Genomic DNA, 14634 nt, shown 5'->3' on the forward strand with positions numbered 1-14634 from the left:
TCGTCAGTGGGCCGCACGGTGATCGGAATCGGCATGTGCCACGCGTAACATGCCGGTCCTGGGCGCCGTCCAGGCCCATCTGAGGACACTGACGAGTTGTTGTCAGCGACCCGAAAGATCCGGCATCTCTGAATTCTGCAGTGGTACAAGGCACCGCTCGATGCGGTCAATGCGCGTGCGGGCCGGCTGCGTTATTGCGGTCGTTACAGCGCAGATGCGATGCGGAGATCGGCAGGATCGGGCCGGACGCCGATGTGCAGCGTCGACACTCCCGGCAACAGCCTGCTGCATCGGGTCGCGCACAGCGTAGCGACCAATCCGTAAGGCAGCAGCCTCCCGCCGCGCGTCAGCGCGCGTGTGGCGCAGCTATCGCAGCGTCGTCCTTGCCCTCGTCATGCAGCAACCACACTGCGTCCCAATACGGATACCCGCCGATCTGCGCAGCCAATCCTGCGCGCAGCGGCTGTGCGACCAGTGCGCGCGCGAACTGCCGGTGATCGGCATGCGCGGCGAGCGCTGTTGCGTGCATGTCCGGCTGCCACACTGTCCCGCCACGGCCGCGTGCGCGATTGACCGCCTCGGCGGCCGCCTGCCGCGCCATCCCTGCCCATTGCAGCAGCGCTGCCTTGCCCGGGGCTTGCACAAGGCCGCACCAACAGTCGGGCAGCAGCACCCAACACAGCAGCCGCGCATCCCGCCAATGGGCGGGCATCGCCAGCGTGGCCGCCGCCGCCCGGGCGCAACGCCAGTCTGCAAACAGCGGCACCTGCTGATGCGTGTGCAAGCACAAATGCCAGTACGCCGCAGTGGGAACCGGCTCGGACACAAGGCAATGGATGAGCGCGCTGGACATGACCACAGCATGCCGATGAGCAAACACACGCGGCATCGGCGACGCGCGTCATCTCAGGTCGGTCACCATCGCGTCGCGCTGTACGAAAAAACGCTTTGACCCTAGGGATCGGGCGCCTGGCGTTGTCCACCGCAAGGCAGAGCTGATGCAGCGTGCGTCCTCAGCTTCGATTGCGCAGCCAGCATCACCTCAAAAACCTGGAGACTTGGATCACCGATCACCGCACCGGCGATTCCCCATTCCCCGCTCAATGCACCGCCCGATCCCGCTTCCAACCACGATGCTTCACATCCAGGTACAGGCTGTAGAACGCGGTAAACGCCGGAAACAGGTTCTGCAGCACGCCGACCGAATCCTGCTTGGCCGAGAACACGAAGTAGCTCAGCGTCATCAGGCTGCCGACCACGCTCATGTACCAGAACATGCGCGGAATCACCGGTTTGCCGGCACGTTTTGAAGCGACAAACTGCACCAGCCAGCGGCCGCCGAACATCAGTGCGCCCACATAGCCGATCAGCTTCCAGCCGGTGACATGCAGCCCGGTCCAGTACAGCCAGGTCAGCGGTTGATCCAGCCAATGCAGTTCCATCAGCGCTCCTGCACCACGGTGCGCCTGCTGCGGGTGATCAGCCAGGCCACGCCGCGCAGGTCGCGGATGCCGACCAACGCGCGATTGAGGTTGTTGTACTTGGACACGCCGGCGGTGCGGTGACGGTGGTTCACCGGCACGCTCACCGTGCGCCAGCCGGCGCGCTGCATCAGCGCCGGCAGATAGCGGTGCATATGGTCGAAGTAGGGCAGGTCCAGGAACGCGTCGCGCTCGAACAGCTTGATGCCGCAACCGGTATCGGGGGTGTTGTCCTGCAGCATGCGCGAGCGGATCGCGTTGGCCCACTTGCTGGCCCAGCGCTTGGACCCCGAATCCTGGCGATTGACCCGCCAGCCGGCGAACAGCTTTACCTGCGCATCGGCGCTGGCGCGCGCGGTCAGCAGTTTGGGAATGTCGGCCGGGTCGTTCTGGCCGTCGCCATCGAGGGTAGCGATCCAGCTTGCACGCGCCGCCTTGACGCCGTTGCGCACTGCCGTGCTCTGGCCGCTCTGGGTGACGTGATGCAGCACGCGCAGTTCCGGCGTGGTGGTCTTCAGGCCTTGCAGCACCGCCAGGGTGTCGTCGCGCGAATGGTCGTCGACATAGACGATTTCGAACGCCACCAATCCGCGCAGCGCGGTGACGATTTCGCCGACCAGCGCGGCGACATTGTCGCGCTCATTGAATACCGGGACGACGACGGAAAGCTGAGGTTGGCTCATGGATTCGTAGTGGCCCGGGTGAAGGCGGAGCGAAAAAGATCGCGCATTGTGCCTTGGCTGTCTGAGCCGGGCATGAAGCAAACGCGCGTTATGTGCATTGAAGCGGGTGCGAAGCGGCCTGTTGCGTACCGCAGACCTGCTGCGCGCCGACGTACCGGGGAGCACGCAGGCTTGTCGGCATTGGCTGGCCTGGCAGGGCTGGCGTCAACCAGGCGCGATTGGCAGCGGGCGTCGCGGATTTCCTGGCGCTGCGTCGGCCAGCGGAGGAGACGCGCCGGCCCGCCGCGCCGCGCTCTACGCACGCGCGCCGAAATAGCTGCGGCACCAGTCCACCACCTGTGGCAGCCCACGCTCGACCGGGGTGGCCGGCTCGAAGCCGAAGGCCGCCTGCGCGCGCTGGGTATCGGCCATGGTGCGGATCATGTCGCCCGGCTGCATCGGCCGGTAGACCTTCTCGGCCGGGCGCCCGGCGGCCTGGGCGATCACGTCGATGAAGTACTCCAGCTCCACCGGGGTGTGATTGCCCAGGTTGAATACCCGGTGCGGGATCGGCTCGCCGCTGGGCGTGTCCAGCGCCCCCAGCACGCCGGCCACGATGTCGTCGACGAAGGTGAAATCGCGCTGCATCCTGCCGTGGTTGAACACTTCGATCGGGCGCCCGGCCAGTACCGCGCGGCTGAAGATCAGCGGCGCCATGTCCGGCCGGCCCCACGGGCCATACACGGTGAAAAAGCGCAGCCCGGTCGCGCGCAGGCCGTACAGCTGCGCATAGGTGTAGCCCATCAGCTCGTTGGCGGCCTTGGTCGCGGCATACAGCGAGCGCGGCTGATCCACGCGCTGGTCTTCCGAGAACGGCGGGGTGGCCGAATCGCCGTACACCGAACTACTCGAGGCATACACCAGATGCTGCACGCCGCGATGCCGGCACAGCTCGAGCATGTTGACGAAGCCGACCAGGTTGCTGTCGACGTAAGCGGACGGGTTCTCCAGCGAATACCGCACCCCGGCCTGCGCGGCCAGATGCACCACCCGGGTGGGTTGGATCTCGTCGAACAGCGCGGCCAGTCCGTCGCGATCGGTCAGATCCAGCGTGCGGATGTCGATGCCAGGGCACAGCGCCGCCACCCGGTCGCGCTTGAGCTGCGGGTCGTAGTAGCTGTTGTAGTTGTCCAGGCCCACCACCGTCTCACCGCGCGCGGCCAGCGCGCGGCAGGTATAGGCGCCGATGAAGCCGGCAGCGCCGGTCACGAGAATGGTCATGGTCGTCGTTGTCCTGGATGTTGCAGAAGCGGAAGAGGGGTGCGGTGACCGCTGCGCCTGCGCTGCGGCGTCCGATCGCGGTCAGTGGCGGACGCACTCAGCCCAGGCTGAGCGGTGCTTCGGTGGCCAGCTTGGCCTTGCGTTCCTTGCTGAAGCTCCACCAGGACTGCGGCGCTTCGCCTTGCATGAAGCGCACGATCGACAAAAACACATCGATCACACAGGGGTCGTGCAACACGCCGGTGCGCAGGCACAGTTGCGCATACATGTCGTAGGCGTCGCGGCCGCGCAGCTGCGCAGGCACGCGGATGCCGATCAGGCGCAGATCCTTTTCGCAGGCCGGCCCGACGTTCGGCAGGTCGGTCAGACACAGTAGATGGTGGCGATCTACCTTGGTGGGGTTCATGGCCGGGAGGATCCTCTGGCGCAGGCGTCGGGGGTCAGCCGCGCTGCGCGCGTAGCCGTTCCAGCACGCCGTCCAGCGTGTCCAGGTCGCTGTAATGGATTACCAGCTTGCCCTTGCCGCCGCGGCCGTGGTTGAACACCACCTTGGTGCCCAGCGATTCGGACAGTTCGGTCTGCAGCGAGGCGATATCGGCCTGCGGTGCAACCGCCACCGGCTTGCCCTTGCGCAGCGCGCCGGGCACCTTGCCGGCCGCGAACTGCTGCGCGCGGTGTTCCACTTCGCGCACCGACCAGCCCTGGTCGGCCGCTTCCTGCGCCAGCTTGCTGGCCAGCTCCGGCGCCAGGGTGAGCAGCGCACGCGCATGGCCCATTTCCAGACGGCGGGTTTCCAGCAGGACGCGGATGGCCACCGGCAATTCAAGCAGGCGCAGCAGGTTGGAGACCGACGCACGCGAGCGGCCCACCGCACCGGCGGCCTCGGCGTGGGTCAGCGAAAATTCGTCGATCAGCCGGTGCAGCGCCTGCGCTTCTTCCAGCGGGTTGAGGTCTTCGCGCTGGATGTTCTCGATCAGCGCCATCGCGATGACGGTGCGGTCGTCCAGCTCGCGCACCACCACCGGCACCTCGGTCAGCCCGGCCAGTTGCGAGGCGCGCCAGCGGCGTTCGCCGGCCACGATCTCGAACTGCCCCGGCGCCAGCTCGCGCGCCACGATCGGCTGGATCACGCCCTGCGCCTTGATCGACTCCGCCAGCTCGGCCAGCTTGACCTCGTCCATCTCCCGGCGCGGCTGGTACTTGCCCGGCTGCAACTGGGTCACCGGCAGCTTGCGCAGGCTGTCGCCCGGCTGCAATGCCTCGTCGGTGGCACCGGCCGGCGTGGCCGCCGCCGCTGCGGCCTTCGGCCCCAACAGCGCTTCCAGGCCACGGCCCAGGCCACGCTTTTTTGCGGGGATCGGCTTGTTCATCAGACGGTCTCCACGGGCCGGTAGGCCATGTTGCGGTCGTTCTGCCGGCGCACGATCTCGCCCGCCAGGCCCAGGTATGCCACGCCACCGCGCGAGGTGCGGTCGTAGCCGACGATGCTCTGGCCATGGCTGGGCGCCTCGGCCAGGCGCACGTTACGCGGCACGATGGTGCGGAACACCTTGTCGCCGAAGTGCTCGGTCAGCTCGGCCGACACCGCGTTGGCCAGGTTGTTGCGGATGTCGAACATGGTGCGCAGCACACCCTCGATTTCCAGCGTCGGATTGAGGTTGGCACGCAGCGCTTCGATGGTTTCCAGCAGCGCGGTCAGCCCTTCCAGCGCGTAGTACTCGCACTGCATCGGCACGATGATCGAATCGGCCGCGGTCAGGGCATTGAGCGTCAGCAGCGACAACGCCGGCGGGCAGTCGATCAGGATGAAGTCGTACTCGTCGCGGATCGGCGCCAGCGCGCGCTTGAGCCGCTGCTCGCGCTCGCCCTGATCCATCAGCTGGATCTCGGCCGCGGTCAGGTCGATGTTGCCCGGCAGCAGGTCGAAGCCTTCCGGCGCGGTGACCCGGATTTCGGCGGCGGTGTTTTCGCCCAGCAACAGGTCGCAGGTCGAGGCGGCCACATCGCGCTTGTCGATGCCGCTGCCCATGGTGGCGTTGCCCTGCGAGTCCAGATCCACCAGCAACACACGCTTGGGCGCGCGCGCCAGGCCGGCCGCCAGATTGACCGCAGTCGTGGTCTTGCCGACGCCGCCTTTCTGGTTGGCAATGGCGATGATCCGGGCCATGCGGGAGAGCCTCGTGGGCAAGGAGTAAGACCGGCCATTATGCGGGCAGGGCGGCGGATCGGGAAATGCCGGCCGCCGCAATGTGCCGCACGGGCAGGAATGCCGGCTGAGCCGGTCAGCTGGCGGGCGTGGAGCCGTCTGGCGGCTGCTTCATGGCCCGGTAGCGCACCAGGATGTCGGCGATCTCGCTGTCCAGCGCCAGCCGCTGCTGCTCGAAGCCGGTTTGCAGGCGCAACTGGGCCAGCAGCTCGCGATGGCGCTGCTGGATGTCGCCGGCCAGCTTGTCGGCGATGGCCTGGCCGGCCAGTTCGCGGTCGCCGGCGGCACGCAGCAGGCTGGTCAGCCCTTCGCGCAGGCTGGTCACGTTGAAGCGCGCGGTATGGATGTTGTTGTCGATGATGGCGATGCGCTCGTTGAACACCCGGCGCAGGTCGTCCTCGCTCTGATACGACATCAACATCGCCTGGTCGGTGCGCTGGCGCATCTGCTCGGCGGCCAGATCGGCCTGGCGTTGCTGCTCGCTGGCAGCGGCGGCGGCACGCTCGTCGCTGCTCATCGCGCGCTGCACCTCGGCGCTGCGCATGCCGCTCTTGGCATTGAATTCGTCGCGCGCCTGGTTGACCGCCTCCGGCGGCAACGTATCGCTGCACACGCGCGCACCGTTCTGGTTCCAGCAATACAGTTTTTTCGCCGCCGCCGGCCTGTCCTGCGCGGTGGCGGTTGCAGCGACCATGGCCGCCGCAACGGCGGCGAGTAACGCCAAACCTGTGAGTCTCGGCATCATCGCAGCCCCCTGTCGCCTGCCGTCAGCCTGTGGTGTCGGTGCCGTAGCGGCCACGATAGGCCAGCAGCGGTTCCCGGTAGCCCACAAGGTCGGCGTTTCCTGCCGCAAAAGCAAGCAGGTCGGCCAGGTCGGCCACCGCGATCACCGGGATGCCGGCCTCGGCCGCCACTGCCTGCGCGGCCGAGCGGCGATCCTGCTCCGAAGCGATTTCCTGCCGGTCCAGCGCGACGACAATCCCCGCCGGAACCCCGCCGGCCGCGCGAATGATGCCCAGCGCCTCGCGGATCGCGGTGCCGGCGGTGATCACGTCATCGACGATCAATACCTTGCGCCCGGCCAGCGGCGCGCCGATCAGCATGCCGCCTTCGCCATGGTCCTTGGCCTCCTTGCGATTGAACGCCAGCGGCAGGTCGCGCCCGCGCCCGGCGTAGGCGCAGGCCAGCGCGGTCGCCAACGGAATGCCCTTGTAGGCCGGGCCGAACAACAGATCGAACTCCACCCCGGCCGCATCGATCGCATCGGCATAGCACTGCGCCAACTGCGCGGTCTTGGCGCCCGAATCGAAGCGCCCGGCATTGAAGAAATACGGACTGCGCCGCCCGGACTTGAGCGTGAACTCGCCAAAGCGCAGGGCATCGGCATCCAGGGCCAGCTGCAGGAAACGGGTGCGGTGGTCGGTCATTGACGGGAATGGGGAATGGAGAATCGGGAATGGTAAACGCATCGCGCCTCGGCAGCCTTCGTGGCTGCGCTGGGGTAGGCTTTACGATTCCCCATTCCCAACTCCCCATTCCCGGCCCTTATGCGCATCATCAGTTTCAACGCCAACGGCCTGCGCTCGGCCGTCACCAAGGGTTTCTTCGAGTGGTTCGCCGACCAGGACGCCGACGTGCTGTGCGTGCAGGAGACCAAGGCCCAGGAGCATCAGCTGGCTGGTCCCAAGTTCCTGCCCACCGGTTACAAGGCCTGGTTCCGCGATGCCAGCACCAAGAAGGGCTACAGCGGCGTGGCGATCTACAGCCGGCACGAGCCCGATGAAGTGCGCACCGCGCTGGGCTGGCCCGAGTTCGACGAGGAAGGCCGCTATGTCGAAGCGCGCTTCGGCAACCTCAGCGTGGTGTCCTTCTATATTCCGTCCGGCTCTTCGGGCGAGTTGCGCCAGGGCTACAAGTTCCAGGTGATGGAATGGCTGCGGCCGATCCTGGACGAATGGCTGGCCAGCGGCCGTCAGTACGTGCTGTGCGGCGACTGGAACATCGTGCGCTCGGCGCTGGACATCAAGAACTGGAAGTCCAACCAGAAGAATTCCGGTTGCCTGCCGCCCGAACGCGACTGGCTCAACGGCCTGTGCGCCGATGTGCTGGAAGACGTCAACGCCGCCAGCGGCCGCGGCTGGGTCGATACCTACCGCGTGCTGCATCCCGAGGGCCAGGACTACACCTGGTGGAGCAACCGCGGCGCGGCGCGCACCAACAATGTCGGTTGGCGCATCGACTACCAACTGGTCACCCCCGGTCTGCGCGACAAGGTGAAGGCCTGCTCCATCTACCGCGAGCAGCGCTTCTCCGACCACGCACCGTACATCGTGGATTACGCGCAGTGAGCGAAGTGGCCAAGCCACGCAGACGTTGGCAGCAAGTGCTGACCAACCTGCGGCAGCGCAAAGTGCTGACGATGCTGATGCTGGGCTTCAGTTCCGGCCTGCCGCTGTACCTGGTGGGCAACACGCTCGGCTTCTGGATGCGCAAGGAGGGCATCGATCTGGAGACGATCGGTTTCCTGTCCTGGGTGGGCCTGGCCTACACCATGAAGTTTTTCTGGGCGCCGATTGTCGACAAGACCGACGTGCCGCTGTTTGGACGGCTGGGCCGCCGTCGCGGCTGGATGCTGCTGTCACAAGTCGTCGTGGCGATGGGTCTGGTCGGGATGGCCTGGGTCCAGCCCAGGGGCGGCCAAGTACTGGTGCTGGGCATCGTCTGGGAACACCTGGTGGTATTCGGGGTCATGGCGGTAGTAGTTGCCTTTGCCTCGGCCACGCAGGACATCGTCATCGACGCCTGGCGTATCGAGAGTGCCGACAACACCGAGCAACTCGGCCTGCTGACGTCCTCCTCGGCGTTGGGCTATCGCTCGGCCCTGTTGGTGACCGATGCACTGATCCTGATCATCGCCGCGCGCGTGGGTTGGCAGGTGTCTTATGACGTCATGGCTGCGTTGATGGCGCTAGGCGTGGTCGCCGTGGCGATGGCCCCAGAGCCTGCTCGCGAAATAGTGGCCGTGCAGGCGCAGGCAGCGCGGCTGTGGACACCGCGCGGGCTGTTCGACGCGATCGCCGGGCCGTTCCTGGCCTTTATCCGCGAACACCGCAGCGGTGCACTCCTGATCTTGGTGGCCATCAGCGTCTACCGCATGGCTGATTTCGTGATGGGTCCGATGGCCAATCCGTTCTACGTTGACCTCGGCTTGTCCGAAGACACCGTCGGCGCCATCCGTGGTTCGGTGGGGCTGATCGCCACCTTCGCCGGCATCGCTGCGGCCGGGTTGGTCTCTTTACGCTGGGGTGTGCTGGCGACATTGATGGCTGGCGCGGTGTTGGGTCCTTGCTCGAATCTGGCATTTGCCTGGTTAGCGTATGTCGGCCCGGATACCACCAAATTTGCGGTGGCGATGGCAATCGACAACTTCGCCAATGGCTTCGCCAGCACTGCGCTGATCGCCTACATGTCCAGCCTGACCAGCATCGGTTACACGGCGACCCAATATGCGCTGCTTAGTTCGTTCTATGCCATGCCCGGCAAGGCCTTGAAGGGCTTCTCTGGTTGGTCGGTGCAGGCCTTATCACAGGGGCGAACGCTTCTGGAGGGCTACGCTCTGTTCTTCGTTGGTACCGCGCTGATTGCGATTCCTGTCGTGATCCTGTGCGGGATGCTGATCCTGCAACAGCGTCGGCGCACTGCGGTGACCTGACGGTTGCAGGGCAGGCTGTCGCTGCGGGATGATCGCCCGAATCGCCTAGGGGCGGCGCTTTGCAGACAGGGAGTAGGCATGACCGATCTGGTAGTGCGGGACATCGATCCGGTGCTGGTGGACAGGATCCGTCGCATTTCCGTGGCGCGGGGCTGGACCCAGCACCAGACCGTCATGCATCTGCTCGAACAAGGCCTGTTTTCCAGCGAATACGAAGTCACCGGCGGCCTGCAGCACCCGGAAGTCGATGCCCTGGCCGACGCGATCGCCGCACTCAAGGCGCTGCCGGCGGGAAATCATCCCTAGGCGACGGCTGCGTCCTGGGCAGTAAAGCATGCTCGCCGGTGATCGCAGCCGCGCACGATCAAGCGCGGTGAGACGCGTCGTGTCGCCAAGATGAAGGCGTCTTGCAGACGCCGCCTCAAGGCTCGGTAGAGTGCCTGACGCTCGTCCGGCGGCCCTGAACCCCAATGCCGTGCGGAGGATGCGGACCAAGCAACACGGGCCAGGTATCGGCCATCTCCCATGCCGCGCAACCGGGCTCACGCCGGATGGATCGCCCCGAGCAAGCGCGGGCCCGCCGCCCCGGTCACCGACGGCAGATTGGCTGCACGTCCCGCGAGCAGCTCCGCTGCCAACCACGCAAATCCCATCGCCTCCAGATAATCCGGGTCCAGCCCATGCCGCGCGCTGGATTCCACCACCACGTTCGGCAACCGCGCCGCCAGTCGTGCCATCAATACCGGATTGCGCACCCCGCCACCGCACACCAGCACCCGGCGGGTATCGGGCTGCAGCCGCAGCAACGCGTCGGTGACACTGGCCGCGGTCAGTTCGAGCAGGGTGGCCTGCACATCGGCCGCAGACAGCGCCACGTCTCCCAGCGAACGCATCGCCTGCATCGCCCAGTCCAGATGGAACTGCTCGCGCCCGGTGCTCTTGGGCGGCGCCAGCGCAAACCACGGGTCGGCCAGCAACGCCTGCAGCAGTGGGGTATCGACGCGCCCGCTGGCGGCGAACGCACCGTCGGCATCGAACGCCGTGCCGCGATGCTGCTGGCACCAACTGTCCAGCAACGCATTGGCCGGGCCGGTATCGAAGCCCAGCACTGCGCCGTTGCGCGGGATCAACGTCAGGTTGCCGATGCCGCCCAGATTGAGCACCGCGCGATCTTCATCGCCCGCGCCCAGCATGGCCAGATGGAAGGCCGGCATCAGCGGCGCGCCCTGACCACCGGCGGCCACGTCGCGACGGCGGAAATCGGCCACCGTGGTAATGCCGGTGTGCTCGGCAATCCGGCTGGCATCGCCGATCTGCCAGGTGAACGCGGGGTCCGCCTTTGGCCGATGGCGAATGGTCTGCCCATGCGAACCGATCGCGCGGATGCGGCCACGCTCGATGCCGCTGTCGTCGATCAGCTGATTGGCCGCAGCCGCAAACGCCAGCCCCACTTGCGCGTCCAGTTGTCCAAGCGTATCGATGGCGATGACCTCGGCACCCTGGCTCAACGTCACCAACGTCTCGCGCAGCTGCGGCTCCCAGGCCACCGTCGTGCCTGCGACCAGGTCGCAGCGTCGGTGGCTGTCGTCGGCAAAGCGCACCAGCGCGGCATCGATGCCATCGGCGCTGGTGCCCGACATCAGGCCCAGATAGAGCGGGGATTCCTTGAGTTCCAGAGCAGACATGCCAGAGCCGGTTGCGTCGCAATCGCCCAGCTTGTGCAGCCGGGGCGGGTGAGTCAACCGGCGCCGCACGCAGCGCGACAGCACCAATGGACGCTGCGCTTACCAGGCGAGCAGTCCACATGCAGTGCCGACGATCGCGTAGGCATCACGGTGTCGGCTTGTCGCTGGCGGCACTGGGCGCCCGACAGGCTTTGCGTGAGCTAAAACTTCATTGGCGAATGGATGCGCGGTCGTTCAAGCGGCTGCCGTTGATCGGTCAGCCGCTGAGAGGTCCGCCGCCCCCACTCAACCGCGTGACTTGCCCTTGGCAGGCTTGGCGGCGTCGGCGTAGATCAACTTCTCCATGCCTTCGATACGCGCCAGTGCCGGTGCGGTCTGCGCGCGGAACGCTGCCAGCTCGGCGCCCTGCAACGGCTCCGGCGGCGGCATGGTCACCGACATCGGGTTGCGCTGCTGCCCGGCCACGCGGAATTCGTAATGCAGATGCGGGCCGGTGGCCAGGCCGGTCATGCCGACATAGCCGATCACCGTGCCCTGGTTGATGCGCTGGCCGGCCTTGATCTTGCCGAAGCGCGACATATGCCCGTACAGCGTGCTGAAGTTCTTGCCGTGGTCCAGGATCACCACATTGCCGTAGCCGCGCTGGGTTCCGACGAACACCACCCGTGCATCGCCAGCGGCCATGATCGGCGTACCGGAAGCGGCTGCGTAGTCCACGCCTTTGTGCATGCGCATCGTGCCCAACACCGGATGCCGGCGTGCACCAAAGGTCGAGCTGATACGGCTGTAAGCCACCGGCATGCGGATAAAGCTCTTCTTCAACGGCCGGCCGGTGATGTCGAAATACTCGGCCGGCTTGCCGGCGCGTTCGAAGCGGAAGCCGGTATAGGTCTTGCCGCCGGTGGTAAAGGTCGCCGCCAGGATGTCGCCAGTGCTGATCCGCTCGCCCTCGCGCCAGGTCTCATCCATCACCACGCTAAAACGGTCGCCCGGCTGCAGGTCCTTGTCGAAATCGATGTCGTACTTGAAGATCTCGTCGGTCATGGTCGCCACTGCCGCAGGCGATAGTCCCGACTTGCCGGCAGATGCATACAGCGAGCTGCTGATTTCACCGCTTGCCACCACGGTGCGCGTGGTCGTTGCGCGCTCGGTGACGTTCTCGCGCACGCTGTCGCCCAGCAGACGCAGTTCCACACGATGGCTGTCGTCGCGATCGAAGCGCAGTGCACGCAGCTCGCCCGGAGTCGGCATATCGAAGGCGATCTCGGCGCCCGGACGCAGCTTGGTCAGCGCTTCCTTGGTGCCCGGATGCGCCAGCACCTGATACATCACGGTGGTCGGAATTCCCAGCTCGCCGAACAAGGCGCTCAGCGTCTGGCCCGACTTGACCTGCACAATGTTCCAGTCGGTGCTCGGCGCCAACTGCTTGCGGCTAGGGACCAATGGCGGCAGCGGCAAGGCCAGCGTGGAATGGCCCGATAACGGCGTCTCGATGGCGTTGGAGAAACCCGGCACGATCGTGGCGACCAGCGCACCGATGGTGGCAAACAGGCTGGCATGGATCCAGTGGCGACGCGTCCAACGGTCGTTGAATGCCGCCGGAAGATGGGCCTTGAGCTTGCGATGCAGGGCAGTGTCGTGGAGGACGTGGAGGCGTTCTTGAAAGCGCCGCTTGCGTGCACGGCCCTGCTCTGAATTCTGCATCGTTCAAATTCCTCGGTGGCTCGAAGTGCGAGCCCAATCGCCGGTACCATAGACAGCCTGTAACAGCGCGTCAAACCATTGAGCCTGTTCGTTATTTTCAATTGGCGTGGAATTAACCTGCGTTTAACATCGTTCACGTTTTTGACGGCAAGCGCCGCTGGAGCCTGTAGTTGGCCACTCTCGAAGAATCCCTCGCACTCATTGGCCGTGGCGCCGACGAGATCCTCAAGCTCGATCAGCTCCAAGCGCGGCTGGCATCCGGCATCCCCTTGCGGGTGAAGGCCGGCTTCGATCCCACCGCGCCGGATCTGCATCTGGGCCACACCGTGCTGCTCAACAAGATGCGGCAGTTCCAGCAGCTCGGTCACCAGGTGATCTTCCTGATCGGCGACTTCACCGGAATGATCGGCGACCCGAGCGGCAAGAACGCCACCCGCAAGCCACTCAGCCGCGACGATGTGCTGTCCAATGCGCGGACCTACGAAGAACAGGTCTTCAAGATCCTGGACCGCGAGCGCACCGAGGTGCGCTTCAATTCCGAGTGGTTCGGCCAGATGACGGCGGCGGACATGATCAAGTTGTCGGCCCAGCACACCGTGGCGCGCATGCTGGAGCGCGACGACTTCGCCAAGCGCTTTGCCGGCCAGCAGCCGATCGCCATCCACGAGTTCCTGTATCCATTGGTCCAGGGCTACGACTCGGTCGCCCTGCGGGCGGACGTCGAATTGGGCGGCACCGACCAGAAGTTCAACCTTCTAATGGGGCGCGGTCTGCAGGAGCACTACGGCCAGGCCCCGCAGGTCGTGCTGACCATGCCGCTGCTGGAAGGCCTGGATGGCGTGGCCAAGATGTCCAAGTCGCTGGGCAACTACATCGGCATCAACGAGCCGGCCATCGACATCGTCACCAAGACCATGAAGATCGGCGACGAGCTGACCTGGCGCTGGATCGAGTTGCTGTCCTTCGATATCGGCGTGGCCGAGGCCGCGCGCCTGAAAGCGCAGGTCGCCTCGGGCGAACTGCACCCGCGCGAGGTGAAACTGCGATTGGCGCGCGAGCTCACTGCACGTTTCCACGACGCCGCCACCGCAGAGCAGGCCATCGCTGGCTGGCATGCCGTGGTGACGGGGCAGGGCGACACCAGCTTGTTGCCGCTGCAAGAGGTCGCCGTGCCAGCCGAGGGGGTGCGGATCGCAAGCCTGCTCACCGCTGCCGGCCTGACCCCCAGTAATTCGGAAGCCACGCGCAAGATCCGGGAGCGCGCGGTCAAGATCGATGGTGAAGTGGTCGAAGACCTCGCGCGCCAGTTCGGCCCGGGCTTTGAAGGCGTCATCCAGGTAGGCAAACGCAATTTCGCCCGCATCGCTTTGGTGAGTGGCTGAGCGTTACAGGTTGCTGCAGGGCGGCAACCCACTGGCCTTGCAGCAACCTATTAGTAGGCGTCAGCACCTCTGTCTACGGTCAGGCGCGTGCCGCAGTTAGCTTCCACGCCGGGTTGGCAGTACCGCAATAGAAACAGTGAAAATTTTTTCACAAAACGCTTCCAAAACGCTCCGTGCGGGTCTATAGTTCGCCTCCCCCGACGCAACGGCCCCGCAAACGCGGAACCAGAGCAAAAGGGTTCGAAAATCCCCTGAATTTAGGGTGTTGACGAAACGCAAAAGCCGGCTATGATGGGCGGCTCGCTACACGGAAAGACGCTACGGCGGATTGAGGTGCAGCAGCGGCAACGTCCTCTTCACGAGGGGTTGACGGAGATGAAAAGCCTGCTAATATGGCCGGCTCGCTTCGCAGAAAACCTTCGGGTGGAAACGAAGCGGCGTCAACCACCTCGGAAACAAGGTGTTGACGGTAAGAAAAAGTCCGCTATACTAGGCGGCTCGCTTCGACGGAAACGACGAAG

Annotated in this window: 15 protein-coding genes; 4 read left to right on the forward strand and 11 right to left on the reverse strand. The window is 65.6% G+C overall.

What is annotated here, in order from left to right; genetic code table 11:
• Positions 1 to 346: 346 nt before the first annotated feature.
• The 9 genes from GGR61_RS07130 to pyrE all read right to left on the reverse strand — a co-directional run bounded on the left by GGR61_RS07130 (position 347) and on the right by pyrE (position 7057).
• Positions 347 to 889 (reverse strand): hypothetical protein, encoded by a 543-nt coding sequence (locus GGR61_RS07130; RefSeq protein ID WP_184620934.1) that lies wholly within the window; start codon positions 887 to 889, stop codon positions 347 to 349.
• 211 nt (positions 890 to 1100) lie between these two features.
• Complete coding sequence (locus GGR61_RS07135) at positions 1101 to 1442, reverse strand: lipid-A-disaccharide synthase N-terminal domain-containing protein (RefSeq protein WP_039816706.1); 342 nt, start codon at positions 1440 to 1442, stop codon at positions 1101 to 1103.
• The gene (locus GGR61_RS07140; protein WP_184620935.1) at positions 1442 to 2164 is read right to left on the reverse strand and encodes a glycosyltransferase family 2 protein; all 723 of its coding nucleotides are present in this window, start codon (positions 2162 to 2164) and stop codon (positions 1442 to 1444) included. The genes GGR61_RS07135 and GGR61_RS07140 overlap by 1 nt, the downstream gene beginning before the upstream one ends.
• Positions 2165 to 2458: 294 nt before the next feature.
• Positions 2459 to 3424 (reverse strand): SDR family NAD(P)-dependent oxidoreductase, encoded by a 966-nt coding sequence (locus tag GGR61_RS07145; protein WP_184620936.1) that lies wholly within the window; start codon positions 3422 to 3424, stop codon positions 2459 to 2461.
• A gap of 97 nt (positions 3425 to 3521) precedes the next feature.
• Positions 3522 to 3830: a helix-hairpin-helix domain-containing protein gene (locus tag GGR61_RS07150; RefSeq protein WP_184406340.1), complete on the reverse strand. Its 309-nt coding sequence runs from the start codon at positions 3828 to 3830 to the stop codon at positions 3522 to 3524.
• 34 nt (positions 3831 to 3864) lie between these two features.
• Complete coding sequence (locus GGR61_RS07155; protein WP_184406339.1) at positions 3865 to 4794, reverse strand: ParB/RepB/Spo0J family partition protein; 930 nt, start codon at positions 4792 to 4794, stop codon at positions 3865 to 3867.
• Positions 4794 to 5591 carry an AAA family ATPase gene (locus tag GGR61_RS07160; protein ID WP_184620937.1) on the reverse strand — a complete coding sequence of 266 codons (798 nt, stop codon included), beginning with the start codon at positions 5589 to 5591 and terminating at the stop codon, positions 4794 to 4796. Before GGR61_RS07160 ends, GGR61_RS07155 begins: the two co-directional genes overlap by 1 nt.
• A gap of 115 nt (positions 5592 to 5706) precedes the next feature.
• Complete coding sequence (locus GGR61_RS07165; RefSeq protein ID WP_184406337.1) at positions 5707 to 6375, reverse strand: hypothetical protein; 669 nt, start codon at positions 6373 to 6375, stop codon at positions 5707 to 5709.
• 22 nt (positions 6376 to 6397) lie between these two features.
• On the reverse strand, positions 6398 to 7057 hold the full coding sequence (gene pyrE / locus GGR61_RS07170; RefSeq protein ID WP_184406336.1) for an orotate phosphoribosyltransferase: 660 nt from the start codon (positions 7055 to 7057) through the stop codon (positions 6398 to 6400).
• 120 nt (positions 7058 to 7177) lie between these two features.
• On the opposite strand from pyrE, the gene GGR61_RS07175 reads away from it, so the two are divergent.
• From GGR61_RS07175 to GGR61_RS07185, 3 genes are all read left to right on the forward strand, one after another.
• A complete protein-coding gene (locus GGR61_RS07175) occupies positions 7178 to 7978 on the forward strand; it encodes an exodeoxyribonuclease III (RefSeq protein ID WP_184406335.1) in 801 nt (266 codons plus the stop codon).
• Complete coding sequence (locus GGR61_RS07180) at positions 7975 to 9342, forward strand: MFS transporter (RefSeq protein ID WP_184620938.1); 1368 nt, start codon at positions 7975 to 7977, stop codon at positions 9340 to 9342. Before GGR61_RS07175 ends, GGR61_RS07180 begins: the two co-directional genes overlap by 4 nt.
• 78 nt (positions 9343 to 9420) lie before the next feature.
• A complete protein-coding gene (locus tag GGR61_RS07185; RefSeq protein ID WP_184620939.1) occupies positions 9421 to 9648 on the forward strand; it encodes a hypothetical protein in 228 nt (75 codons plus the stop codon).
• A 236-nt stretch (positions 9649 to 9884) separates the two neighbouring features.
• Here GGR61_RS07185 and GGR61_RS07190 read toward each other — a convergent pair whose 3' ends face one another.
• On the reverse strand, positions 9885 to 11027 hold the full coding sequence (locus GGR61_RS07190) for an anhydro-N-acetylmuramic acid kinase (RefSeq protein ID WP_184620940.1): 1143 nt from the start codon (positions 11025 to 11027) through the stop codon (positions 9885 to 9887).
• 285 nt (positions 11028 to 11312) lie between these two features.
• Positions 11313 to 12731, reverse strand: a complete 1419-nt coding sequence (locus GGR61_RS07195) for a M23 family metallopeptidase (RefSeq protein ID WP_184620941.1) — start codon at positions 12729 to 12731, stop codon at positions 11313 to 11315.
• A gap of 170 nt (positions 12732 to 12901) precedes the next feature.
• Here GGR61_RS07195 and tyrS point away from each other — a divergent pair, with 170 nt between their 5' ends.
• Entirely contained in the window at positions 12902 to 14113 is a 1212-nt protein-coding gene (tyrS, locus tag GGR61_RS07200; protein ID WP_184620942.1) for a tyrosine--tRNA ligase, read from the forward strand.
• The last annotated feature ends 521 nt before the right edge of the window (positions 14114 to 14634 follow it).

Source organism: Xanthomonas sp. 3058, from assembly GCF_014199765.1.
Classification (GTDB): Bacteria; Pseudomonadota; Gammaproteobacteria; order Xanthomonadales; family Xanthomonadaceae; genus Xanthomonas; species Xanthomonas campestris_B.

Coding starts and splice junctions, on each gene's coding strand:
- GGR61_RS07175 (WP_184406335.1), top strand. CDS start 7,178: ATGCGCATCATCAGTTTCAACGCCAACGGCCTGCGCTCGGCCGTCACC.
- GGR61_RS07145 (WP_184620936.1), bottom strand. CDS start 3,424: ATGACCATTCTCGTGACCGGCGCTGCCGGCTTCATCGGCGCCTATACC.
- GGR61_RS07165 (WP_184406337.1), bottom strand. CDS start 6,375: ATGATGCCGAGACTCACAGGTTTGGCGTTACTCGCCGCCGTTGCGGCG.
- GGR61_RS07140 (WP_184620935.1), bottom strand. CDS start 2,164: ATGAGCCAACCTCAGCTTTCCGTCGTCGTCCCGGTATTCAATGAGCGC.
- GGR61_RS07155 (WP_184406339.1), bottom strand. CDS start 4,794: ATGAACAAGCCGATCCCCGCAAAAAAGCGTGGCCTGGGCCGTGGCCTG.
- pyrE (WP_184406336.1), bottom strand. CDS start 7,057: ATGACCGACCACCGCACCCGTTTCCTGCAGCTGGCCCTGGATGCCGAT.
- GGR61_RS07190 (WP_184620940.1), bottom strand. CDS start 11,027: ATGTCTGCTCTGGAACTCAAGGAATCCCCGCTCTATCTGGGCCTGATG.
- GGR61_RS07130 (WP_184620934.1), bottom strand. CDS start 889: ATGCCGCGTGTGTTTGCTCATCGGCATGCTGTGGTCATGTCCAGCGCG.
- GGR61_RS07195 (WP_184620941.1), bottom strand. CDS start 12,731: ATGCAGAATTCAGAGCAGGGCCGTGCACGCAAGCGGCGCTTTCAAGAA.
- GGR61_RS07135 (WP_039816706.1), bottom strand. CDS start 1,442: ATGGAACTGCATTGGCTGGATCAACCGCTGACCTGGCTGTACTGGACC.
- GGR61_RS07150 (WP_184406340.1), bottom strand. CDS start 3,830: ATGAACCCCACCAAGGTAGATCGCCACCATCTACTGTGTCTGACCGAC.
- GGR61_RS07160 (WP_184620937.1), bottom strand. CDS start 5,591: ATGGCCCGGATCATCGCCATTGCCAACCAGAAAGGCGGCGTCGGCAAG.
- GGR61_RS07185 (WP_184620939.1), top strand. CDS start 9,421: ATGACCGATCTGGTAGTGCGGGACATCGATCCGGTGCTGGTGGACAGG.